The sequence below is a fragment of the Pacificispira sp. genome, from assembly GCF_965228185.1.
Lineage (GTDB): Bacteria > Pseudomonadota > Alphaproteobacteria > UBA8366 > Aestuariispiraceae > Pacificispira.
In genome coordinates, this window is sequence record NZ_CBDDHE010000008.1 from 534,054 (window position 1) to 557,987 (window position 23,934).

General features: G+C 64.4%; 20 protein-coding genes and 1 tRNA gene. 15 read left to right on the plus strand and 6 right to left on the minus strand.

Translation table 11 applies throughout. The features are described 5' to 3' along the window. Window positions 1–116: 116 nt before the first annotated feature. Entirely contained in the window at window positions 117–755 is a 639-nt protein-coding gene (locus ACO06O_RS17300) for a glutathione S-transferase family protein (RefSeq protein WP_421882558.1), read from the plus strand. 19 nt (window positions 756–774) lie between these two features. Here ACO06O_RS17300 and ACO06O_RS17305 read toward each other — a convergent pair whose 3' ends face one another. Together ACO06O_RS17305 and ACO06O_RS17310 are read right to left on the minus strand one after the other, a co-directional pair. Next, window positions 775–1,428, minus strand: a complete 654-nt coding sequence (locus ACO06O_RS17305) for an exonuclease domain-containing protein (protein ID WP_421882562.1) — start codon at window positions 1,426–1,428, stop codon at window positions 775–777. Then, the gene (locus tag ACO06O_RS17310; protein WP_421882565.1) at window positions 1,425–2,918 is read right to left on the minus strand and encodes a PLP-dependent aminotransferase family protein; all 1,494 of its coding nucleotides are present in this window, start codon (window positions 2,916–2,918) and stop codon (window positions 1,425–1,427) included. The genes ACO06O_RS17305 and ACO06O_RS17310 overlap by 4 nt, the downstream gene beginning before the upstream one ends. 120 nt (window positions 2,919–3,038) lie before the next feature. Here ACO06O_RS17310 and ACO06O_RS17315 point away from each other — a divergent pair, with 120 nt between their 5' ends. Both ACO06O_RS17315 and ACO06O_RS17320 read left to right on the plus strand, forming a co-directional pair. Beyond that, window positions 3,039–3,707, plus strand: coding sequence for a pyridoxamine 5'-phosphate oxidase family protein (locus tag ACO06O_RS17315; protein ID WP_421882568.1), 669 nt, complete (start codon window positions 3,039–3,041; stop codon window positions 3,705–3,707). Next, window positions 3,700–4,152, plus strand: coding sequence for a GNAT family N-acetyltransferase (locus ACO06O_RS17320; RefSeq protein WP_421882571.1), 453 nt, complete (start codon window positions 3,700–3,702; stop codon window positions 4,150–4,152). The genes ACO06O_RS17315 and ACO06O_RS17320 overlap by 8 nt, the downstream gene beginning before the upstream one ends. 20 nt (window positions 4,153–4,172) lie before the next feature. Here ACO06O_RS17320 and ACO06O_RS17325 read toward each other — a convergent pair whose 3' ends face one another. After that, on the minus strand, window positions 4,173–4,445 hold the full coding sequence (locus tag ACO06O_RS17325; protein WP_421882575.1) for a succinate dehydrogenase assembly factor 4: 273 nt from the start codon (window positions 4,443–4,445) through the stop codon (window positions 4,173–4,175). Between the two features lie 85 nt (window positions 4,446–4,530). Here ACO06O_RS17325 and ACO06O_RS17330 point away from each other — a divergent pair, with 85 nt between their 5' ends. The 3 genes from ACO06O_RS17330 (at window position 4,531) to ACO06O_RS17340 (ending at window position 7,708) form a co-directional block, all read left to right on the plus strand. Continuing rightward, on the plus strand, window positions 4,531–5,751 hold the full coding sequence (locus ACO06O_RS17330; RefSeq protein ID WP_421882579.1) for an MFS transporter: 1,221 nt from the start codon (window positions 4,531–4,533) through the stop codon (window positions 5,749–5,751). Between the two features lie 79 nt (window positions 5,752–5,830). Continuing rightward, window positions 5,831–6,778 carry a zinc metalloprotease HtpX gene (gene htpX / locus ACO06O_RS17335; RefSeq protein WP_421882582.1) on the plus strand — a complete coding sequence of 316 codons (948 nt, stop codon included), beginning with the start codon at window positions 5,831–5,833 and terminating at the stop codon, window positions 6,776–6,778. 141 nt (window positions 6,779–6,919) lie between these two features. Next, the gene (locus ACO06O_RS17340; RefSeq protein WP_421882584.1) at window positions 6,920–7,708 is read left to right on the plus strand and encodes a substrate-binding periplasmic protein; all 789 of its coding nucleotides are present in this window, start codon (window positions 6,920–6,922) and stop codon (window positions 7,706–7,708) included. 7 nt (window positions 7,709–7,715) lie between these two features. On the opposite strand, the gene gltB is transcribed toward ACO06O_RS17340, so the two are convergent. Both gltB and ACO06O_RS17350 read right to left on the minus strand, forming a co-directional pair. Then, window positions 7,716–12,257: a glutamate synthase large subunit gene (gene gltB / locus ACO06O_RS17345; RefSeq protein WP_421882587.1), complete on the minus strand. Its 4,542-nt coding sequence runs from the start codon at window positions 12,255–12,257 to the stop codon at window positions 7,716–7,718. 11 nt (window positions 12,258–12,268) lie between these two features. Then, entirely contained in the window at window positions 12,269–13,714 is a 1,446-nt protein-coding gene (locus tag ACO06O_RS17350) for an NAD(P)-dependent oxidoreductase (RefSeq protein ID WP_421882591.1), read from the minus strand. Between the two features lie 332 nt (window positions 13,715–14,046). Here ACO06O_RS17350 and ACO06O_RS17355 point away from each other — a divergent pair, with 332 nt between their 5' ends. Then, window positions 14,047–14,856: an undecaprenyl-diphosphate phosphatase gene (locus ACO06O_RS17355; RefSeq protein ID WP_420418831.1), complete on the plus strand. Its 810-nt coding sequence runs from the start codon at window positions 14,047–14,049 to the stop codon at window positions 14,854–14,856. A gap of 53 nt (window positions 14,857–14,909) precedes the next feature. Here ACO06O_RS17355 and ACO06O_RS17360 read toward each other — a convergent pair whose 3' ends face one another. Beyond that, window positions 14,910–15,860 carry a complex I NDUFA9 subunit family protein gene (locus tag ACO06O_RS17360; RefSeq protein ID WP_421882594.1) on the minus strand — a complete coding sequence of 317 codons (951 nt, stop codon included), beginning with the start codon at window positions 15,858–15,860 and terminating at the stop codon, window positions 14,910–14,912. Window positions 15,861–16,086: 226 nt separating this feature from the next. Between ACO06O_RS17360 and ACO06O_RS17365 the strand changes: the two genes are divergently transcribed. From ACO06O_RS17365 to hpf, 8 genes are all read left to right on the plus strand, one after another. Beyond that, window positions 16,087–16,173: transfer RNA gene (locus ACO06O_RS17365), tRNA-Leu, on the plus strand. A 215-nt stretch (window positions 16,174–16,388) separates the two neighbouring features. Beyond that, entirely contained in the window at window positions 16,389–17,003 is a 615-nt protein-coding gene (locus tag ACO06O_RS17370; RefSeq protein WP_421882597.1) for a ribonuclease D, read from the plus strand. 45 nt (window positions 17,004–17,048) lie between these two features. Then, window positions 17,049–18,095, plus strand: a complete 1,047-nt coding sequence (locus ACO06O_RS17375; protein WP_421882600.1) for a KpsF/GutQ family sugar-phosphate isomerase — start codon at window positions 17,049–17,051, stop codon at window positions 18,093–18,095. Window positions 18,096–18,131: 36 nt separating this feature from the next. Continuing rightward, on the plus strand, window positions 18,132–18,803 hold the full coding sequence (gene lptC, locus ACO06O_RS17380; protein WP_421882603.1) for an LPS export ABC transporter periplasmic protein LptC: 672 nt from the start codon (window positions 18,132–18,134) through the stop codon (window positions 18,801–18,803). A 13-nt stretch (window positions 18,804–18,816) separates the two neighbouring features. Then, window positions 18,817–19,614: an LptA/OstA family protein gene (locus tag ACO06O_RS17385; protein WP_421882605.1), complete on the plus strand. Its 798-nt coding sequence runs from the start codon at window positions 18,817–18,819 to the stop codon at window positions 19,612–19,614. 1,110 nt (window positions 19,615–20,724) lie between these two features. Further along, window positions 20,725–21,459: an LPS export ABC transporter ATP-binding protein gene (gene lptB / locus ACO06O_RS17390; RefSeq protein WP_421883716.1), complete on the plus strand. Its 735-nt coding sequence runs from the start codon at window positions 20,725–20,727 to the stop codon at window positions 21,457–21,459. A 17-nt stretch (window positions 21,460–21,476) separates the two neighbouring features. Continuing rightward, window positions 21,477–23,012: an RNA polymerase factor sigma-54 gene (gene rpoN, locus ACO06O_RS17395; RefSeq protein WP_421882607.1), complete on the plus strand. Its 1,536-nt coding sequence runs from the start codon at window positions 21,477–21,479 to the stop codon at window positions 23,010–23,012. 291 nt (window positions 23,013–23,303) lie between these two features. Beyond that, window positions 23,304–23,882 carry a ribosome hibernation-promoting factor, HPF/YfiA family gene (hpf, locus tag ACO06O_RS17400; RefSeq protein ID WP_421882610.1) on the plus strand — a complete coding sequence of 193 codons (579 nt, stop codon included), beginning with the start codon at window positions 23,304–23,306 and terminating at the stop codon, window positions 23,880–23,882. The last annotated feature ends 52 nt before the right edge of the window (window positions 23,883–23,934 follow it).

Below are 23,934 nucleotides of genomic sequence, written 5' to 3' on the forward strand. Positions count from 1 at the left end.
GGCGCGGGCCTTTCTCTTTTGCGGTGCCCACCACAGCCCCGGCTGCACTCCCTTGTCCGAGATATCACTTCCGGTTAAGGATCGAGGGAGTTTCGGGATCAGGGCAGGAGGGTCGGATGATCACGGTCTATGGCAGACGGAACTCGTCGAGCGTCCAACTCGTTCTCTGGGCCCTGCACGAGATCGGCGTCGACCACGAACGCCTCGATTACGGCCATGGCCACGCATCGACCCAATCCGACGATTTTCTGGTCATGAACCCGATGGGCCGCGTGCCCGTCCTGACCGACGGCGCGCTATGCCTGTTCGAAAGCGCGGCGATCCTGCGCTATCTCGGCGCCGCCTATGGCAATGACGTCTTTTGGCCGAAAGATGCCGGGGCGCGGGCGCGGCTGGATGTCTGGGCGGAGTGGGGGAAGAACACTTTCGCCGACGCCGTGCTGGATATCTTCGTCTACGATGTCCGGCTGGATCCGAAGACTCGCGACCCGGCCATCCTGGCCCGGGCGGTAGATGCGGTGACCCCGCTCGCCGATATCCTGGACCGGCGGATCGGACAGGGACCATGGCTGGATGGTGAGCGTTTCAGCTTCGCGGATATCGCCTGCGGCTACGTCCTGTACCGGTATTACGCCCTGGACTGGGACCGGCCCGATCTGGCGAACCTCGCCGGTTACTACGAACGGCTTCAGCAGCGCCCCGCCTTCCGGGACCATGTCATGGTCTCCTATGAGGCGCTGCGCGGCACGTACTGACGGTCCGCAGTCTTCAAGCCTAGATCACGCCGCGCCGCCGCAGGACCCGCAAGGTTTCCGCGATGGCCAGCGAATCGTCCATGGCATCATGTGCCCTGCCGATCGTCTTCAGCCCAACCAGGGTCGGCAGGTCATAGGAGGTCGACTGCGCGAATTCCGGCCCGGCCCTGCGCCCCAGACAGGCGTCCAAGTCCCCGTACCGCCGCCAGTCCGGCTGTTTCAGCCCGTGCAGCCGGCAGTTCTCCGCCAGCACGTCCGGATCGCCGCTATAGGACAGAACCGCCCGGGCGCCGTCGCAGAATTCCTGGAACACGTCCCAGGCTTCCGGAAAATCGAAGCCTTCATTGTCGAGCGTCGCCTGATCGATGCCTGTCAGATCGCTGATATAGGCGGACAATTGCGGGTTCCGTTCCGGGCTGACATAGCACAGGAAACGCCCGGTCTCGCCCATGCTGTCATTGTCGCGAACCCGCACCGCGCCGAACTGAATAATCTCGCGGTGCTCCCAGGGTTCCGACCAGCCCCGCGCCAGGCTGCCTTCCCAGGCGGTGAATTCCAGATCGAACAGGACGATTTCGCCGCCCACGCACGCGGGGTCGAACGGGTCGACTGCCGGATCGACGACCGAAGGGACCGCGGTCTCGGCAGCACTCTGAGGGGCGGCGTCTGTCATGTCTCCAGCGCTTTGGCCAATCGTTCAACGGCGTCGGGCATCCGGTCGATGGGTACCGCAGAATAGCCGAGCAGCAAACCCCGGTCCGTCGTCGGCCCGGCATAGTAGGCGCTGAGCGCGGAAACGGTCACGCCATGGCGGGCGGCCAAGGTCTGGATTTCGCCATCGGCGATTCCCGGCGCCAGGTCCTTCGCCAGCCGGGCCAGCAGATGCATCCCCGCCTCGGACGGCGCGATGGCAATCCCGCCGCCCAGCCGTTGCTCCAATGTCTCGGCCAAAGCGGCCCGGCGTTCGGAATACAGTTTGCGCATGCGCCGCAGATGGGCGGCGAAATGCCCGTCCTCGATGAAGGCGGCCAGCGCCGGTTGGGCGATGGTCGACGGATGATCGTCCAGGGCCGCGCGGGCCAGACGGAACGGCTCCGCCAGATCGGCCGGAACGACCAGATAGCCGATGCGCAAGGACGGGAACATCACCTTGGAAAACGACCCCGCATAGACGACCCGGCCATCCCGGTCCAAGCCCTGAAGCGCCGACAGCGGCCGCCCGGCATAGCGATATTCGCTGTCGTAATCGTCTTCCAGGACCCAGCCGTCATTGCGCTGGGCCCAATCCAGCAGCTTGAGCCGCCGGGCCAGGGTCATGGTCACGCCCAGCGGATACTGATGCGACGGCGCGACACAGACCAGGCGCGCCGTCGGGGCCGCCGCCTCGCCCGCGTCGATATCCAATCCCTCGCCATCCACCGGCGCGGTTTCGGTGCGCACGCCCGCGCCCAATAGCGCGCCGCGCACGCCGGGATAGCCAGGCTCCTCCATCAGCGCCACATCCCCCTCGTCCAGAAGGACGTGACAGGCCAGGCCGATCGCCTGCTGCACCCCGGCGACGACGATGACCTGTTCCGCCTCGCACCGGACCCCGCGCGCGGTGCGCAGATAGTCGACAATCGCCCGACGCAGCGGCAGATAGCCGGCCGGTTCGGCATGGGCCAGAAGGTCGCGCGGCGGCCGCCGCCAGGCCTTGGTCATCAGCCGCGACCAGACATCGAAGGGAAAGCTGTCCAAATCCGGCAGGCCGATGGAAAAGGCCGGGGTGCGGCGGGTGGACCGGCTGCCCCGCAAAGCCGCCAGGCGCGCGCCGCGCCGCGACAATCCCTGTCGGCGGGGCTGTTGCACGCCCGGCGCGACCGCATCCCGACGCGGGGTCAGGGATTCTTCCGGCAGTTCATCGGACACGAAGGACCCGGCCCCGATCTTGCCGACCAGATATCCCTCGGCGAAAAGCTGATCGAAGGCGGCCGTCACCGTATTGCGCGAAATATCCAGCTCCCGCGACAGGGTTCGGCTGGACGGCAGGCGCGCGCCCGCCTTCAGCCGCCCTTCCAGGATCAGGCCGCGCAATTGGTCGTAGAGTTGGCGATGCATCGGCGTGTCGCCGTCGCGGTCCAGCGCGAGCGGCAGGACCGTGCCATCCGATACCCGGCGGGGCATGACGTTCCGAACCCTCCCTAAAGTGGCCCCATAACTTCTCCCGAAGCGGTCCTTTTGAACAAGCCATTTTTGCGGCATGTCATCGCCCGTCCGCCCCCATTCGTTCAGGAGTGTTTGAGTATGCCCGACAGCGCCGAGGTCTTCGCGCCGACCGACCGGTCCCGCGTCCGCCGGTCCCATCAACGCGCGCAATACGACAAGGACGCGGTTTTCGCCGTGGTCGATTCGACGCCGCTCTGCCATGTCGGTTATGTCATCGACGGTCAGCCCTATGTCACGCCGACGATGCAATGGCGCGAGGGCGAAAGGATCTATTGGCACGGATCATCCGCCAGCCGGATGCTGCGCGCGGTGAAGGGCGGCATCCCGGTCTGCGTCACCGTCACGCATTTCGACGGCATGGTGATGGCCCGGTCGCCCTTCCACCATTCGGCCAATTACCGGACGGCGATGCTGTTCGGCCGGGCCCACGCGCTGGAAGACCGCGCCGCCAAGGAAGCGTCTCTAAAAATCATGATGGACGGCCTGTTCCCCGGCCGCTGGGAAGAGTTGCGGGGCAATACCGATCAGGAATTGAAGGCAACCACCGTGGTTGCAATGGAGATCGAGGATGCCGTCGCCAAGGTGCGCAGCGGTCCGCCCATCGATGACGAAGAAGACTATGCGACCGTTCAATGCTGGGCCGGTGTTCTGCCGCGCCGGGCGGTCTGGGGCACCCCGGAACCGGACCCGAAAATGGACCGCCCGCATCCCGTCCCGTCCTATCTGAAGGAAATACAGTATGAGTGAACTGATCATCCGACCGATCCGAGCCGAGGATTACGAGGCCTGGGATCCGCTGTTTCACGGCTATTGCGACTTCTACGAAGTTGAGAGCACGAAGGATTCGCGACGGATCACGTTCGATTGGCTGCTCGACCCGGCGGAAATCCTGGAAGGTCTGGTCGTGGAGCGGGATGGCGCCCTGATCGGCCTGGCCCATTACCGTGAGATGCCGCGCCCGTCGCGGGCCCAGAAAATGGGCTTCCTGGACGACCTTTTCGTCGATCCCGCGGCGCGTGGCGGCCGGGTCGGCGAGAAGATCTTCGACGCCCTGCGCGAAATCTGCCGTCAGCGCGGCTGGAAGATGATGCGCTGGCTGACCCAGGACCACAATTACGCCGCCCGCACCCTGTATGACCGGGTCGGACAGAAAAGCCTGTTCAATCTCTATGAGATGACGGTGAACGGCTGACCGCTACCAGAAGGCCGGGATCAGAAGTCGAAGCAGCGCCCGGCCTTTTCCCAATCGCCATAGCGGGTCGGCTCCAGGCCTTTCGGGCCGCCGACCTCGCCGTCCCCTGCCCCGGCCTGCTCCGCAGCCTTGCGGGCGCGTTCACCAGCCGCTTCGGCTTTCAGTTCCGCCAAGCGCCGTTCGTCGACGCCTTTCAGATCGTCCGGGGCGACGCCTTCCGGCAGCTCTTCGGCCGTCGGAAGGCGCGGTTGCTTGGGCTTCGAGGCCTTGAACAGGTTCGACAGTTTCGTCATGCCGTGAGATATAGCGGAAATTACGGCATCGACAATCCTTCGGGCCCTCTCAGGCTCGTGCGGCGGACGAGAGGGCGGATAGAAAATGGACACCGGCAAGACGCGCGCCATCGCGACCATCGCGGTGGCGGAAGTCCTGGCCCTGTCGCTGTGGTTCTCGGCCACGGCAGCCGTCCCGGCATTAAAAGCCGCCCATGGCTTGAGCGATTCCGACGCCTCCTGGCTGACCGCTGCCGTTTCCCTGGGTTTCGTCGCGGGCACCGTGATCAGTGCGATTTTCGGTCTGGCCGATCGGCTGGAACCCCGGAAATTCTTCATGGCCGCGGCCCTGCTGGGCGCGGCGGCCAATGCGGCCGTGACGATCGCGCCGCCCGGATCGATCGAGATGATCCTGCTGCGTGTTCTGACCGGGGCGACCATCGCCGGCCTGTATCCGACCGGCATGAAGATGGCCGCCAGCTGGGCCAAGGACGATATGGGCATGCTGATCGGGCTGCTGGTCGGCGCCCTGGCGCTTGGTTCCGCCCTGCCGCATTTGCTGGTGGCGCTGGATCTGATCGGCCACGGTCTGGACTGGCGCATTCCGATGCTGGCCGCCAGCACCCTGGCCGCCATAGCGGCGGTCCTTGTGCGGTTCGTACAGCTTGGCCCCACCCAGGCACGGGCATCCGCCTTCCGGCCGCGTCTGGCGCTCAACGCCTTCACCGTCCCGGCGCTGCGCCTCGCCAATCTGGGCTATTTCGGCCACATGTGGGAACTCTATGCCATGTGGGCCTGGATCGGCCTGTTCCTGAAACAGAGCCTGGAAGTCCATCCGGGCGGTGGCGGGGCGGCCCTGGGCGCGACGCTCCTTACCTTCTGCGTCATGGCGGCAGGCGCGTTGGGCAGCCTGTTCGGCGGCTGGTTCGCCGACCGGATGGGACGGACCACATTGACGATCCTGGCCCTGGCGATCAGCGGTGCCTGTTGCCTGGTCGCCGGTTTCGCCTTCGCCGCGCCGCTGTGGCTGCTGGTCCCGCTGATGCTGATCTGGGGCTTCGCCGTCGTCGCGGATTCGGCGCAATTCTCGTCCAGCATCATCGAATTGAGCCCGCCCGATCTGCGCGGCACCATGCTGACGGTCCAGACCTGCACCGGATTCCTGCTGACCGTGGTCACGATCCAGCTTGTCGCCCCGATCCAGACCCTGTTCGGCTGGGAAGGGGCATTCGCCTTCCTGGCGCTGGGACCGGCGGTCGGAATCGTCGCGATGCTGCGCCTGCGCGCCCACCCGGACGCCGCGAAACTGGCGGGCGGCCGGCGCTGAGCGATCTTGATCCGGCCCGCCGCATTCCCATTTCTAATGCGACCGAACACCCCCTGACCGAAAAGGATCGGATGACGAGATGAATACGCTGCGAACCGGCATGCTGATGGCCGCGATGACCGCGCTGTTGGGCGTTTGCGGCTATTTGATCGGCGGCCAGACCATCATGCTGATCGCGCTCGCCTTCGCAGGCGTGTCCAATATCATCGCCTTCTGGAACGCGGACAAGATCGTCCTGCGCATGCACAATGCGCGCGAAGTCGACGCCCAGAGCGCGCCCGGCCTCTACCGGACGGTCGCGGATCTGGCCAGGCGCGCCGACCTGCCGATGCCGAAGGTCTATATCATCGATACCGACCAGCCGAACGCCTTCGCGACCGGCCGCAATCCGGAGAACGCCGCGGTCGCCGCGACCACCGGGCTGATGCGCCTGCTGTCGCAGGAGGAACTGGCCGGCGTCATGGCCCATGAACTGGCGCATGTGAAGAACCGAGATACGCTGACCATGACGGTGACCGCGACCATTGCCGGTGCGATCTCGGCACTGGCCAATATGGCGATGTTCGCCAGCCTCTTCGGCGGCAGCGATAACCGGAACAGCCCGTTCGGCGCGCTGGGCGCGATCCTGGTGATGTTCCTGGGTCCGATGGCGGCTGCGCTGGTCCAGATGGCAATCTCGCGGACCCGCGAATACTCCGCCGACCGGATGGGCGGCGAGATCTGCGGCAATCCTCTATGGCTCGCCTCCGCCCTCGACAAGCTGCAGGCCGGCGCATCGCGCATCGATTATGCGGCGGCGGAACGCAATCCGGCGACGGCCCATATGTTCATCGTCAATCCGCTGCACGCGAACAAGATGGACGGGTTGTTCACGACCCATCCGAAGACGGAGAACCGCATCGCCGCCCTGGTCGAACAGGCGCAGGAAATGGGCGTCGGCGGACGTCCGCGTGCCCGCACCGCAACCGGCCCCTCCCGGGCGAGCCGCATTCCGGTCACCAAGCCGCGCGGCCCGTGGTCCCGCTAGCCGTCTCGCGGCTCTGCACTTTAAGGTTTTGTTAACTAAAGAATATTTCGATCAAGGGTAGACGACCGCGATCTTGCATTGTATATCCCCTCGGCGATCAGGTGGCGCCGGTTGGGTGGGGACCCTCGGAGCGGTCTCAACATGGCGAAGCACCTGTGCGCCTTCATTATGCTTACATTTTCGATCTACGGCACTGCGTCGGCCAAGACGATTTCCGTAGCGGTCTTCGACTATCCGCCGATCTTCGTCCTCGGCGACGACGAAAACCCCGGCTATTGCTTCGAGATCATCGAGAGGATCTTCGAAGCGCGCGGCTACCGGGTCGAAAAGCATGAGCTGCCGCTGGCCCGCGCCATCCGTTCGGTGGAAACCGGCGCGATCGACATGATCTGTGCGATCAATCCGCATAACAGCTGGAACCTCGTCCCGGCCTTCATCCCCAATGTCAGCATGGAATTTCAGTTCTGGAAGCGGGCGGACGACGATTTCGAGTTCGGCGGTATCGACACATTGGCGGATCGCACCGTTCTGAATATCGTCGGGTTCAACTATCGATCCATCAGCCCGATGTATCAGGCCTACCTGAATTCCGATAATGGGGCCGTGTTGAACCTTTCCGGTGAGGCGCCGATGTTGAGCGCTTTCCGGATGATCGCCCGGGGGCGTGCGGATGTGATCTGTCTGGATGAGCACTCTGCGGCGTATCTGTTGAACGAACTGGGACTGCAGGACCAGATCGTGCCGGCAGGCGGCTTCCAGACACCTTTCCTGGCCTATCCCGCCGTCGGCCCGAATCACCCGCGGGGCACGGAGCTTCTGCGCGAATACGAGGCAGGGTACGAAGTGTTGAGGCAGACAGGTTTCGTCGAGAAGGTGCTTGGCAAGTATCTCGACGAAACCCTCGCGCCCATGGTGGTAAGCGGGTCCTGACCCCGCCCTATTCCGCCGGCACCGCCGCCGCTTGACCCGCAGACAGCGGCACGTCCAGCATCTTCAGGATCTCATTCGGCACGACGTGCTTGATCGATTGCCGCGTGATGTCCCAATCGTGCAGCAGTCCGTCGGCCCATTTGGAATGGGTGGCGGCGACATGGTCGACCAGCATCTTGCGGCATTCCTCGGCCCAGTGATCGGTTTCCAGCGCATAGACGCCGACCGATTCCGGGTTGAGGTGCAGCGGCAGGCGGTCGTCCGGGTCATAGATGAAGGCCATGCCCCCGGTCATGCCGGCCGCGAAATTGTCGCCGACATCGCCCAGGATGCAGACCCGGCCGCCGGTCATGTATTCGCAGCCGTTGGATCCGACGCCTTCGACCACCGCATAAGCCCCGGAATTGCGCACCGCGAACCGGTCGCCCGCCATGCCGGCCGCGAACAGACGGCCGTCCGTCGCGCCGTATAGGCAGGTATTCCCGATGATGGCGTTGCGGTTGCTTTCCAGCGGGCTGGTCGTGATCGGACGGATCACGATCTCGCCGCCGCTAAGCCCCTTGCCGACATAGTCGTTGGCGTCGCCCAATACCTCCAGCTTCAGCCCCTGGACCGCGAAGGCGCCCAGCGACTGGCCGGCCGAGCCGCGCATGCGGACCGTCAGATGCCCCGGCTTCAAGGTCTTCATGCCGAAGGTCCGGGTGATCTTGGACGAAATCTTGGTGCCGATTGCGCGGTAGGTGTTCCGGATATTGTACTGAAGCTGCATCTTCTCCCGGTCGCGGAACAGGTTTTCCGCATCCTGGATCATCAGCGCGTCCAGCGTCTCCGGGACCTCGTTCCGGCCCTCGGCGTCGGCCTTGTGATTGACCCGCTTCATGCCCGGCTGGGCCAGCAGCGGGTTGAGGTCCAGATCGTCCAGATGCGATGCGCCTCGGCTGACCTGGGCCAGCAGATCGGTACGGCCGACAATATCGGCCACAGTCCGCGCACCCAGACGGGATAGAATCTCGCGCACTTCCTCGGCAATGAAGCTGAACAGGTTCATCACCTTTTCCGGAGAGCCGGTGAACTTTTCGATCAGACGTTCGTCCTGGGTGCAGACGCCGACCGGGCAGGTGTTGGAATGGCACTGACGGACCATGATGCAGCCCATTGCAACCAGACTGGCCGTGCCGATGCCGAATTCATCGGCGCCCAGAATGGCGGCCGTAACGACATCGCGCCCGGTCTTGATTCCGCCGTCTACGCGCAGGCGCACCCGGTGGCGCAGTCCGTTCAGGGTCAGCACCTGATGCGCCTCGGCCAAGCCCATTTCCCAGGGCAGACCGGCATATTTGATCGACGTCTGCGGCGACGCACCCGTCCCGCCGGAATGACCGGAAATCAGGATCGTGTCGGCATGTGCCTTGGCGACACCCGCCGCGACCGTGCCGATCCCCGCCTTGGACACCAGCTTCACGCAGACTCGCGCTTCGGGATTGATCTGCTTCAGGTCATAGATGAGCTGCGCCAGATCCTCGATCGAATAGATGTCGTGATGCGGCGGCGGGCTGATCAGGGTCACGCCCGGCGTCGAATGCCGCAGCCGCGCGATGATGCCTGACACCTTGAACCCCGGCAGCTGTCCGCCCTCGCCGGGCTTCGCGCCCTGCGCCATCTTTATTTCGATCTCGCGGCAATTGTTCAGATATTCGGCCGTCACGCCGAAACGACCGGACGCCACCTGCTTGATCGCGGAGGACGCGTTGTCGCCGTTCTCCTTAGGCTTGTAGCGCGCCGGATCCTCGCCGCCCTCACCGCTATCCGACTTCGCGCCGATGCGGTTCATGGCAATCGACAGGGTCTCATGCGCGATCGGCGACAGGGCGCCCAGCGAGATGCCCGGGGCGACGAGACGCTTACGGATTTCGGTGATGCTTTCCACCTCGTCAATCGGGGCGGCGGGGCCGTCATACTTGAAGTCCATCAGGTCGCGCAGGCTGATCGGCGGCAATTTGGCGACCTGTTCGGCATAGCGCCGGTAGACGGCATAGGAATCCGACCCGACTGCCGTCTGCAGCGTATGGATCAGATTGCCTTCCCAGGCATGAGCCTCGCCGCCGCGGCGATAGCGGTAGAACCCGCCGATCGGCAGGGCCGCGACCGCCTCGTCATAGGCCGGGCGATGCCGGTCCAGCACGTTCTCGCGCAGCCCGGTCAGGCCGACGCCGGAAATCCGGCTGGGCAGGCCGGGGAAGAATTCCGCGACCAGCGACCGGCTGAGGCCGACGGCCTCGAAATTGTATCCGCCGCGATAGGAACTGACGATGGATATGCCCATCTTGGACATGATCTTCAGCAACCCGTCCTCGATGGACGTCTTGAAGTTCAAGAGCGCGTCCGCGAGCGACAGGCCGGGCAGTAGATCGCGGCGGTGCCGATCCGCGATGGCTTCCTGCGCCAGATAGGGGACGATGGCGGTGGTACCAACGCCGATCAGCACCGCAAAGGAATGGGTATCGATCGCTTCCGACGTGCGGGCGATCAGGCTGGCGAAGGTCCGCAGATCGGCCCGCACCAGATGGGTGTGCACTGCGCCGGCCGCCAGGATCATGGGGATCGCCGCACGCTCTGGCGTGGTCGCGGAATCGTCCAGGATCAGGTGCTGCGCGCCTTCGCGCACGGCGTCTTCGGCCCGCGCCTGAATGGCATGCACCGCATCGCGCAGCGCCGACGGATTGTCGTCCACCGGGAAGGTGCAGTCGATTTCGACCGCCGCCGCGCCCAGATGGCGACGCAGCGCGCGGTAATCGCCGTCCAGCAGGACCGGCGAGGGCAATTGCACGATTTCGAGCTGCCGCGCGTCTTCTTCCAGGATGTTCCCCAGATTGCCCAACCGCGTCGCCAGCGACATCACATAGCGCTCGCGCAGGCTGTCGATCGGCGGGTTGGTCACCTGGCTGAAATTCTGACGGAAGTAATGATGCATGCCGCGATAGCTGTCCGACAGAACCGCGACCGGCGTGTCGTCGCCCATGGAGCCAGTGGCTTCCTTGCCGCCTTCCGCCATCGGCTGCAGGATCAGTTCCAGATCCTCCATCGACCAGCCGTTTGCGACCATGCGGCGGCGCAGCTCGTCCTTCGACATCTGGCCGCAGGTGCCGGTGCCGGACCCGTCCAGTTCGGACAGGTTGGTGATGCCCTTCACCCATTCGCCGAACGGGCTCAGCGCCGCGACGTGATCCTTCAATTCGCGGTCATGACACAGGCGGCCTTCATTCAGATCGACGGCGATCATCTGGCCCGGGCCCAGGCGACCCTTTTCGATCACCGTGGTCTCGTCGACCTTCACCATGCCGGTTTCGGAGCCGACGACCAGAAGCCCGTCGCCGGTCACGACATAGCGCAGCGGGCGCAGACCGTTCCGGTCCATCCCGGCCAGGGCCCAGCGGCCGCCATAGGCGCAGATCGCCGCCGGGCCGTCCCAGGGTTCCATGACGCCATTGGCATATTGATAGAAGTCGCGATGGGCCTGCGGCACCGTCTTCGACTGTTCCCAGGCTTCGGGGATCAGCAGCGATTTCACTTCCGGCAATTCGCGATGGGTGCGGGCCAGGACCTCGAAGACCGCGTCCAGCGACGCGCTGTCGGAACTGCCGGGCTGCACGATCGGCTTGATGTCGTCGACATAGGGGCCAAGCTGCGGATCGTCCAGCTTGGTCTCGTGGCTTTTCATCCAGTTGGTATTGCCGGTGATCGTGTTGATCTCGCCGTTATGGGCCAGAACCCGGAACGGCTGGGCCAGCGGCCAGCTGGGGAAGGTATTGGTCGAATAGCGCTGGTGATAGATCGCGAAGTTCGACGTGAACCGCTCGTCCTCCAGATCCGGGTAGAAGGAGGTCAGCTGCTCCGCCAGGAACAGACCCTTATAGATGACCGACCGGCAGGACAGGGAACAGATATAGGCTTCGGTGATGTTCTCGGCCAGGACCGCCTTTTCGATGCGGCGGCGGATGACATAGAGATCGGCCTCGAACTGCGCGACCTTCACGTCGCGGGCGTTCTCGACCATGATCTGCTCGATCTCGGGCCGCGTCGCATTGGCTTTTTCGCCGATGACGGAGATGTCCACCGGCACCTGACGCCAACCATAGATGCGGTGCCCCATGCGCAGGATTTCGCTCTCGATGATCTGGCGCGTGCGCTCCTGGCGGCCCAAATCGGTGCGCGGCAGGAAGACCATGCCGACGGCCAGCCGGCCCTTGCCGAGCTGATGGCCGGTGCGCTGAACGTGTTCCTTGAAGAAATCCTGCGGGATCTGAACGTGGATGCCCGCGCCGTCACCGGTCTTGCCGTCGGCATCGACCGCGCCTCGGTGCCACAGGACCTTCAGCGCCTCGATGGCGCGCAGCACCACTTCGCGGCGGGGCTTACCGTCGATGGCGGCGACCATGCCGACGCCGCAATTCGCGGTTTCGGTCTGCGGCAGATACATGCCTTCCTTCGCCAGACGCTCCGCATCGGCGCGGTATTGGTCGACCCAGCTTTCCTTATTCATGTCGGACATGTTCGTGCCTCTTATTCGGCGGCGGCCGGCGCGATGGCGGCGCGGGCCCGGATGTAATCGTGGATGGCGGCGGCGGCATCGCGCCCGTCGCGGATCGCCCAGACGACCAGACTGGCCCCGCGGACGATATCGCCGGCGGCGAAGACCCCGTCCATCGCGGTCATCTTGGTCTTGTGGTCGATCTTGATCGTGCCCCAGCGGGTGACCGGCAGATCCGCCTCGCCCCATAGGCCCGGCAGGTCTTCCGGATCGAAGCCCAGCGCCAGGATCGCCAGATCGGCGTCATGGGTATCCATCGCGCCGTCGACTGGCTGCGGCGTGCGGCGGCCGGTGGCGTCGGGCTGTCCCAGGCGCATGCGCTGGGCCTTGACACCTTCGACCTTGCCGTCGCCGGTGAAGCCTTCGGGCTGGCTCAGCCAGACGAATTCCACGCCTTCTTCCTCGGCATTCGCCACTTCCCGCTGCGAGCCCGGCATGTTGGCGCGGTCGCGGCGATAGAGACATTTCACCGACTTCGCGCCCTGGCGGACGGCGGTGCGGACACAGTCCATGGCCGTGTCGCCGCCGCCGATGACGACGATGTTCTTGCCCTCGGCATGCAGGGTGCCGTCTTCGAACTGCGGCACCGTATCGCCCAGACCGGCCCGATTGGACGCGGTCAGGAAATCCATGGCGGGGACGATGTTTTCCTGCCCGACGCCCGGCGCCTTCAGATCGCGCGCCTTATAGACCCCGGTCGCGATCAGCACCGCGTCGTGCTGCGCCCGCAGATCGGCGAAGGAGATGTCGCGGCCGATCTCGACATTCGTCTTGAACGTCACCCCGGACTGGATCAGCCATTCCGTGCGCCGCAGGACGATGTCCTTGTCCAGCTTGAAGTTCGGAATGCCATAGATCAGCAGCCCGCCGACCCGGTCGTACCGGTCATAAACGGTGACCTGATATCCCTTGCGGCGCAGTTGTTCGGCGGCCGCCAGACCGCCCGGCCCGGCGCCGATCACCCCGACGCTCTCGGCCCGCTCGCGCAGCGGCTTGACCGGCTGGACCCAGCCTTTTTCCCAGGCGGTGTCGGTGATGTACTTTTCGATCGCGCCGATGGTCACGGTGCCATGGCCCGATTGTTCGATGACGCAGTTGCCTTCGCACAGCCGGTCCTGCGGACAGATGCGCCCGCAGACTTCCGGGAAGGTGTTGGTCGCGCTGGACACTTCATAGGCTTCTTCCAGACGGCCTTCCGCCGTCAGCATCAGCCAATCGGGGATATTGTTGTGCAGCGGGCAATGGACCTGACAGAAGGGCACACCGCATTGACTGCAGCGGCCGGCCTGATCGGCCGCGCCGGTATCCGAATAGCCGTCATAAATCTCACCGAAATCGGCGCGGCGCTGTTCGACATCCCGCTTGTCGGGCGTCGCCTGCTGCCGGTCGACGAATTGAAGCATGCGTTTGGTGGTCATCTTGATCGGATCCGTACCCGGTTGCTGAAACGAAACTGTGTCACGTTGAGGCAATTTCATGGCCCGGGCAGCGCTTCCCACCCCAGCCCAGACAGCCGCAAGCGCGATCTATAGACGGAAGCGAATGGGAGTTCCAGCAAAAAGATGAAATTAGTACACAAATGTTAACTATATTATCGTCGGAACAAGAGTTCATCGTCGCAGGCAGCATCTGATAATCACTTTTAGTCCCATTTTGATACCACTTCGGTACAACCTGCCCCAATCATGACAGATGCAAGCGCGTCGGACCGGTGCTATACAATCGCTTGTACGAATTCTTGGGGGTCAGAGTGCTACTCCACCATATCTTGGTCCTCGCCGCGGTGCAGGGAATCACCGAATTCCTGCCGATCAGTTCCTCCGGGCACCTGATTCTGGCCGGGCAGGTGATGGATTGGCCGGATCAGGGCCTGACCGTGGACGTCGCGGTCCATATCGGCAGCCTGTTCGCGGTCTGCCTCTATTTCTGGCGCGACATGTGGCAGATGGCGGTCGGCGTCGGCCGGATCGCGACCGGGCGCGGCGGCCCTCAGGCACGGTTGATCGGCAACATCATCGTCGCGACGATTCCGATCGTCGGCGCCGGCTATTTTCTAAAGGACCAGGTCGAAACGCTGTTCCGCACGATGGAGGTCATCGGCTGGACCACGCTGGGCTTCGGCATTCTGCTGTGGCTGGCGGACCGGGTCGGCATGACCATCCGTCGGGTCGAGCATATCGCGTGGCCGACGGCGCTGGTGATCGGCATCGCCCAGGTGCTGGCGCTCGTGCCCGGCACCAGCCGGTCCGGCATCACCATGACCGCCGCCCGGTTCCTGGGCATGGAGCGGGAGGACGCGGCGCGGTTTTCGATGCTGATTTCGATCCCGACCATCCTCGCGGCCGGACTGCTGAAGGGCTACGATGTCTACCTGGCGGGCGATCTGGCGCTGACCGTCGACCTGGGCATCGCCGCGGGCCTGTCCTTTGTCACGGCGCTGATTTCCATCGCCCTGATGATGGCCTGGCTGCGCCGGGCCGGATTCGGCCCCTTCGTCCTGTACCGGATCGCGCTGGGCAGCGCCCTGCTCTATTGGGTGTATTGGGGCGCGGCCGGCTGATCCCAGCCGCACCATTTCCTCACACCGGCTGGTTCGTCACACCGGCTGGTTCGTCACACCGGTTGAACCGGGCTGTAACGGCCGCCCTTGCGGTAGATGTCGACATAGGTCGGCAGGACGATCTCGGCCGATTTCGGCTCGATCCCCAGATCCCGCAGGCCAGGCAGGTTCCCGCTGCAGACATTGTCCGACTTCAGCAACTCGACCTGATCCCGCGTCATCGGCGGCACCGGCAGCAGTTCCATGAAGAAGCCCATGACCTTCGCCAAATCGTAGGGCAACGGCACCAGACCGACATGGCGGCCGGTTTCGCGCATGATCAGTTCCAGGATTTCCTTGAACGAATAGACCGTCGGCCCGCCCAGTTCGAAGGTTCGGCCTTTCTGGGCGCCGTCCGTCAGGGACTTCAGGATGGCATCCGCCACGTCGCCGACATAGACCGGCTGGAACTTGGTGTGGCCGCCGCCGACCAGCGGCAGCGCAGGGGCGATGCGCATCATCGACGCGAAACGGTTCACGAAATCATCCTGCGGGCCGAAGACGACGCTGGGCCGGATGACGACCGCTTCCGGGATGACGGCGCGAACCGCCGCCTCGCCCGCCGCCTTGGATCGGGCATAGAGCGAACTGGATTCCGACGAGGCGCCCAGGGCCGACAATTGCACGAAGTTCGAAATCCCCTCGGCCTTCGCGGCTTCGGCGATGCGGCGCGCGCCTGCTTCATGCACGGTTTGGAACCGCTGATTGCCGCTTTCATACAGGATACCGACCAGGTTCACGACCGCGTCGGCGCCCCGGACCGCGGCGCGGACCGAACCCTCATGGCGGATATTCGCCTGGATCGGCGTGATCTGCCCGACATCGCCGGCCGGCTTCAGCGCCAGGGCCTGTTCCGGATCGCGGCAGGCGACGCGGACACGGCAGCCCAGCGCCGCCAATTCCCGTACGACCTGGCGGCCGATGAAGCCGGCGCCGCCGAACACAGTGACCAGATTGGGCGTCATGATCGCATCCCCCTCAATTGGCAGAGGCCGTCAAACCTCGAAAGCTAAGGGAAGGGTATAGCGAAAGACGGGGTCGCTTCCAAGCCTATGCTGTCTCGTCGAACGGGCGCAAATGGCCGCATTGCGGCGGATTTCGACGGCCGAAAAAAATCTTTCGAAACCCCTGAATCAGGCGCTTGACAAGCTTCCGGCAAATCGACATGTTCCCGGCCCGCACCGACGGAATGCCCAGGTGGCGGAATTGGTAGACGCGCAGGTTTCAGGTACCTGTGTCCGAAAGGACGTGGAAGTTCGAGTCTTCTCCTGGGCACCATCTTAAGAATGCTCCGTTGCGGTTTCCCCATCAAGGATCGTCCGCGCGCCCCTGGCGCCCCGCCGCAGCGCATGCGGCCAAAAGGCTGTACGCTTGCCCGCGATTCTTGATAGGATTCAGCGGATTGGCGGGTCGAACGGCGTTCAACCCGCCCGACGTGTTTTCGCGATGACCGAATTCGGGGCGGTGTCGTGCATCGATAAGGGAGTGACCGGTTGACCATCCATCTGCACAAGGGCGACCTGCCCGCCGACGTCGATTTCGGCGCGGCGGTGGCGATCGACACTGAAACCCAGGGCCTGAACCCTTTGCGCGACCGGCTGTGTGTCGCCCAGTTATCCGCGGGCGACGGGACCAGTCATCTGGTGCAATTCGCGCCGGGACAATACGACGCGCCAAACCTGAAACGCCTGCTGGCCGACCGGTCAGTCCTGAAAATTCTGCATTTCGCCCGGTTCGACGTCGCGATCTGCCGGCAATGGCTGGGCGTGACGATGGGGCCGATCTACTGCACCAAGATCGCGTCCAAGCTGGTCCGCACCTATACCGACCGCCATTCGCTGTCGACCCTTGCGAAGGAGTTGCTGGGCATCGATATGTCGAAACAGCAGCAATCGTCGGATTGGGCGGCGGAGGATCTGACGCCGGCGCAACAGGAATATGCCGCCGCCGATGTCCTCTATCTGCACCAGATCAAGGACCGGCTGGACACCATGCTGGCCCGCGAAGGCCGCGCCGACATGGCCCAGGCCTGTTTCGATTTCCTGCCGACCCGGGCCGAACTGGACCTGAAGGGCTGGGCGGAAACGGATATCTTCGCGCATTCCTGACGCGCCCGGGCCCGGCGACGGGCCGAACCAGTTTTCGAGGTGACGATGACGGCCCGTGACACCAACGGTGCGAAACTTTCCCTGGCCGCCGATGCGGAAGCGCCGGACCATCCCGACATCGCGGCCGGCCGCGCGGTCCTGACGACGGAAGCCGACGCCTTGACCGCCCTGGCGGCGACGCTGGACGCGCGCTTCGTCGCGGCACTGGACATTCTGGACGATGTCGCCCGGGAGGACCGAAACGGCCAGCACCCGCCGGGCCGGGTCATCGTCAGCGGCATGGGCAAGAGCGGCCATATCGGGCGTAAGATCGCCGCGACCCTGGCATCGACCGGGACACCCGCGCAATTCGTCCATCCCGCCGAGGCCAGTCACGGCGATCTGGGCATGATCACCGAACGCGACGCCGTCATCGCGCTGAGCAATTCCGGCGAAACGCAGGAACTGTCCGACCTGATCCGGCATGTCACGCGCTTCGGCATACCGCTGATTTCGATCACCGGCCGGGGCGACAGCACCCTGGCCCGCGCGGCTACCGTGCCGCTGGTCCTGCCCGATTATCCGGAGGCGGGGGCGCTGGGCCTGGCGCCGACGACGTCGACCACGATGACGCTGGCCCTGGGCGACGCGCTGGCCGTGGCGTTGCTGGAGCGCAAGGGCTTCACCGCGGCCGATTTCCGCGTCCTGCATCCGGGCGGCAAGCTGGGTCATCAATTGTCCATGGTCGGCGACCTGATGCATCGCGGCGATGAATTGCCGTTGGTCCCCGACACCGCCCGCATGCCGGAAGCCATGCTGGCCATGACATCGAAGCATTTCGGCTGCACCGGTGTCGTCTCGGCGGACGGCGTCCTGGCCGGGATCATCACCGACGGCGATTTGCGCCGGCATATGTCACCGGAATTGACGACCCTGCCGGTGACGCAGGTCATGACCGCCCGGCCGGTCACGCTGGGCGCCAATACGATGGCCGCCGAAGCCTTGAAACTGATGAACGGACGCCAGATTACCGCCGCATTCGTGGTGGACGATGCGGAACGCCCGGTCGGGATCGTGCATATCCACGACTTCCTGCGTTCCGGGGTCGCCTGATCGCGCTATCGGAAGCCCGCACCCGGACATATGGCCATGGCAAGCACCGACACCAGACAAGGAGACCCGACGCCCAAGACGCGCGGCGCCGGCATCCCCTTGTCGGTCGGCCAGCGCCGCCACAGCCGCGGTTACGGCATGGTGGTCGGCTGGCTGAAGGTTCTGCTGCCGACGCTGGCGGTGGTGCTGATCGCGCTGGTCATCATCTGGCCCTATCTGGAAGACGAGGGCCGGCGCATTACGGACACGCTGACCAATGCCGGGCAGTTGATCTCCGAGCATCTGGAGGTCAATCAGGCGCGCTATTCCGGGGTCAGCGAGGATGGCCAGCGCTATACGGTGACGGCGGAAACGGTGCAGCAGCAGTCGGTCGACGCGATGATGGTCGCCTTCACCCAGCCGCGCGCCGATATCAGCCTGAACGACGGCAGCTGGGCCCTGGTCACCGCAGAAACCGGCACGCTGGACCGCGAGACCAATGTTCTGGAGCTGAACACCACCGTCAATCTGTTCCACGATCAGGGCTATGAATTCCGGACGGAAAGCGCGACCTTCGATTTGATGGGCGGCAGCGCCTACGGCTTCGACCCGGTCTTCGGCCAGGGACCCTTCGGCTACCTTCAGGCGGAGGGGTTCCAAGCCACGAACCGGGGAGAGCGGGTGCAGTTGACCGGCAAATCCAAGGTCGTCATTTACAGCACCGACTGACGAAAGAGAGACGATGCGGGTTGCGTTCCTATTCCTGTGTTTCGCCATCGCGATGGGCGCCCTGACGCCGGGCCAGGCCCGCGCGCAGGAAGGGATCGTGTCGAATGACGGTGACGGCGCGATCGAGATCGAGGCCGATGACGGCATCGAATGGATCCGCGACCTGCAGCAGTACCGTGCCTATGGCAACGCGACCGCGAAACGCGACGGCGTGACCATCGTCGCCGACACCCTGATCGCCTACTACCGGGAAGAGGACGGCCGACAGGTCATCTTCCGCCTGGATGCGGAAAACAACGTCGTCATCACATCCGACGGATCCGAGGCATCGGGCGACAAGGCGGTCTACCACATGGACAAGAAGGTCGCGGTCCTGGTCGGCGAGGACCTGCAGATGGTCACCGACAGCGGCACGATCACGGCGGAAGAAAGCCTGGAATACTGGGAGGAGCGCCGGATCGCGGTGGCGCGCGGCGATGCCCTGGTCATTCAGAACGAACGCCGCCTGAAGGCAGGCGTTCTGACCGCCTTCATCACCGATGACGAAAAGACCGGCAGCGCCCGTGTGACACGCATCGACGCGACCGGCGGCGTCCATATCTCCACCCCGACCGATATCGTCACCGGTAACGAGGGCGTCTACATGGTCGACGAGGAAAAGGCGACTTTGTGCGGCGGGGTTAAAATCACCCGTGACAATAACCAACTGAATGGCTCCTGTGCGGTGGTCAACATGACCACGGGGCGCAGTACGCTGACCGGCGGCGGGGAAACCGGCAAGGTCAAGGGACTGATTCTGCCGACACAGTGACCGGAACCGCGCCGGCATCGTTGGTCCCGCGTCAAAACCGCGTATTGTCTGCAAATCCAGTGCCAACCGCCCGGATCGTCTTGGCGAAGGACCGGAAAGCCGTTAGACTCACGGTCGATTCGCGACAAAGACGCGGATGCGTGGGTGGAAAAATCAATCTGTTGAAAGGGGCGACAGCGCCCAATGTCGGATCGCGACGACGAAGACGATAGCAACGACGCGACGAGCGATCGGCCCGTCCCGCAATTGGGTCTGCCCATCGACCCGCCGCCGCAGGATACGTCGCCGCGCCTGCGCGAACCGCGCCTGTCCCGCGCGCCGTCGTTCTCCGCCCCTGCAAACGACCGGCCGGGGGCGTCCGGCGATCGTGCGCGCCTGTCCGCGCCGCCACGCACGGACGGTACATTGTTCGACCGCCAGCCGCCGCCTTTCCGCCGGCCCAGCACCGCACCGCCGCCCCTGCCGCTCGGCACGACAGACCACGGTGCACCGAGCAAATCCGCGCCCGTGAACAAACCCGCCCCGGCTCAAGGCAAGGAAAAGGCCACGCAGGACACGCCGCCGCGCCAGGCTCAAACGCGCCCGGAACACGCCCCCCCACAGCAAGCCACCCCGAAGCAAACTGCCCCGGTGCAATCGTCGCCTACACAATCGTCACCCACTCAATCGTCGCCAAGGCAGTCGCCCCCGGCGGTGCAAGCGCCGCCCCGCGACTCCACACCTCTGCCCGCCGCGCAGAAACCTGTCGTGCGGGCGAAGACCCCTGGCGAGAGCGCCGACAAGGATGGCAACCTACCGCATTTGCGCGCCCGCCCCGAACCGCGCGTGGCCGACGATTTCAAGGATCTCCCGGAACCGCCCCGTCCGCGCCTCACGGAACCACGCCCCGCCCCGGAAGCGGCGGCGCAGAAGCCCGCACAAACCGCAGCGCCCGTTTCTCCCAGCCCCACCGCGCCTGTCGCGCCGAAGGCAGTGGACACGGCGCGCCCGAAGCCCGCGACGGAGTCGGCACCGAAGACCCAGACCGAACCGACCCAATTGCGGCCCCGCAAGACGGCAGAGCCCTCCTCCTCCACACAAAAGAAGCCGGCGGCCAAAGCCAAACCGGTCCTGGTCGCCAAGAATGAAGGTCTGGTGGTTCATTCGCTGGGCAAGCAGTTCAAGAAACGCCCTGTTCTGCGCGACGTCTCGCTGCGGGTTCAGCGCGGCGAGGCAGTGGGACTTCTGGGGCCGAACGGCGCGGGCAAGACGACATGCTTCTATATCGTCACCGGCCTGATCTCCGCCGACTATGGGCAGATCGAACTGGACGGCGTCGACATCACGGAATTGCCGATGTACCGCCGGTCGCGCCTGGGTATTGGCTATCTGCCGCAGGAATCGTCGATCTTTCGCGGCCTGACCGTCGAACAGAACATCATGGCAGTGCTGGAACTGATCGAGAAGAACCGCGAGCGCCGGGAAATCACGCTGGAGAGCCTGCTGGCCGAGTTTTCGATCAGCCATTTGCGGCGCACCCCGGCCATTGCCCTGTCAGGGGGCGAGCGGCGGCGGCTTGAGATCGCGCGGGCACTGGCCAGCCAGCCGAATTTCGTCCTGCTGGACGAACCGCTGGCCGGGATCGACCCGATCGCCGTGCGCGACATTCGCGAATTGGTCAGTCATCTGAAGGATCGCGGGATCGGCGTGCTGATCACCGATCACAATGTGCGCGAAACGCTGGATATCGTCGACAGGGCCTACATCCTGCATGACGGCAACGTGCTGATGGAAGGCACCCCCGATGAAATCGTCGCCAATCAGGAAGTGCGGCGGGTTTACCTCGGGGACCGCTTCTCGCTGTAGCGCGGGGCGATCCGGCGATGTCCATTTCCCAACGACTGGATCTTCGGCAGAGCCAGAATCTTGTCATGACGCCGCAATTGCAGCAGGCGATCAAGCTGCTGCAATTGTCGAGCATGGATCTGGCCGCCTTCGTCGAAACCGAGCTGGAACAGAATCCGATGCTGGAACGGGACGAGGGGCCCGCCGCCGGCCGCGAGGAAGGGCCGCGATCCACGGAAGACGACCGCCCGGCCATCGACGCGGGCAAAGCCGACAGCGCCGACCTGTTATCGCCGGACGCCATGCCCGGCGCGTCGGCGGACAGCCCGCTGGATACGGATTACGCCAACACCTATGACGGCGACATCGCCGGCCCCGGCATGATGGAGGGCGGCGACTACCGGCCCGGCAGTACCGGGCCCGATTTCGCCAAGGGCGGCTATGACGAAGACCTGCCGGGTTTGGAAGCGACGCTCAGCCGCGAAAAGACCCTGACGGAGCATCTGGAAGAACAGTTACAGGTCGAACTGGACGGCCCGCGCGAGCGCCTGATCGGCCGCCATCTGATCGACGCCCTGGACGATAACGGCCGGTTGGCGGAGCCGCTGGAAGATATCGCCGAACGGCTGGGCTGTCCGCTGACGGATGTCGAGACGGTGCTGGCATCGGTTCAGAAATTCGATCCGCCTGGTATCTTCGCCCGCTCGCTTCAGGAATGCCTGCGGCTGCAACTGGAAGACCGGAACCGGTTCGATCCGGCCATGGCGGCGCTTCTGGATAATCTGGAACTGCTTGCGCGGCAGGAAGTCTCCAAACTTCTGCGCTTATGCGGCGTCGATGCCGAGGATCTGGCGGAGATGGTCGCCGAAATTCGCGCGCTGAACCCGCGCCCGGCGGCGGATTACGGGTTCGAGCCCGCCCAGCCGGTCGTGCCGGACGTGCTGGTCCGCGTCGGACCGGACGGCGACTGGCTGGTAGAGTTGAACCAGGATTCGCTGCCGAAGGTACTGGTCAACGAGCGCTATTACGCCCGAGTCGCCGGCAGCGCCCGCGACAAGTCCGACAAGGAATTCATCGCCGAGCGGTTCCATACCGCCAACTGGCTGGTCAAAAGTCTGCAGCAGCGGGCGACGACGATCCTGAAAGTATCGACCGAGATCGTGCGCCAGCAATCGGCCTTCCTGCATCACGGGGTCAGCCATCTGAAGCCGCTGATCCTGCGCGATATCGCCGAGGCGATCGAAATGCACGAATCGACCGTCAGCCGGGTCACGTCGAACAAATACATGGCGACGCCGCGTGGCCTGTTCGAGCTGAAGTATTTCTTCACCACGGCCATCGCCGGGATGGACGGCGACACCCATTCCGCCGAATCCGTGCGGCATCGGATTAAAACGCTGATCGATGCGGAACCTGCCGACGCCATTCTGTCGGACGACAAGCTGGTCGAAATGCTGAATGCGGAAGGGGTCGATATCGCCCGCCGCACGGTAGCGAAATACCGGGAGGCAATGCGGATTCCGTCATCCGTACAGCGCCGGCGGCAGAAGAAAGCCGCCTTCCAGACGAAATAATCCTTCATTATCAAAATTTTAACACATTCATGTTTGATTGTTACGCAGGCTTGACACTCAGGCAAGGCGACACTAGGTTCCGCCCGCGCTTGAGGAGGGTAGTCTGAACGTCCCGCCTCGCGCCGGGGGCCTCGCCAAAAAATGTGATGCGGCCCGCCAAGGTTTCGCAGTAGCATGGACGGTCAGAGGGCGGCCCAACGGTGCATCGGGTCCCTCCGATACGCGGGCCGTCGATAAATGGCCGTCGGTCAACGGCGGCTAGAACGACCGTGAAAGGGTTACGGACGCACCATGCAACTCTCCGTCAAAGGAAAACAGGTCGATATCGGTGACGCACTGCGCACGCATATCGAAGACACACTGCCGGACGCAATCGGCAAGTATTTCGACAACACGACGGACGCCACCGTCACGATTTCGAAGGATGGCGGCCGGTTCAGCGTCGATATACAGGTGCATGTGTCCAAGCGGGTTCTCGTCCATGGCCACGGCGCCGGCAACGACGCCTATGGCGCTTTGGAAGAAGCGACGGAACATGCCACCAAGCGGCTGCGCCGCTACAAGCGCCGACTGCGCGATCACAAACACAAACTGTCGACCGCCGAGGCGCTGCCGGCCCTGCAATACGTGTTGCAGGCCGAGGCCGAAGTGTCGAATGACGACGACATTCACGAGCAGGACGACCCGATTATCGTCGCGGAAATGCCGACCGAAGTGGAAAGCATGACCGTCGGCGAAGCGACAATGCGGATGGACCTGGCGAATCATCCGGCTTTTCTGTTCCGGAACGCCAAGAACGGACGGATCAACATGGTCTATGTCCGGCCCGACGGGAACATTGGGTGGGTTGATCCCCAATCGGGCGCATAACCGTCTACCCTGGCTAATTGAGTGCGCACCGCGCCGTCCGGTCTCCGGGCGG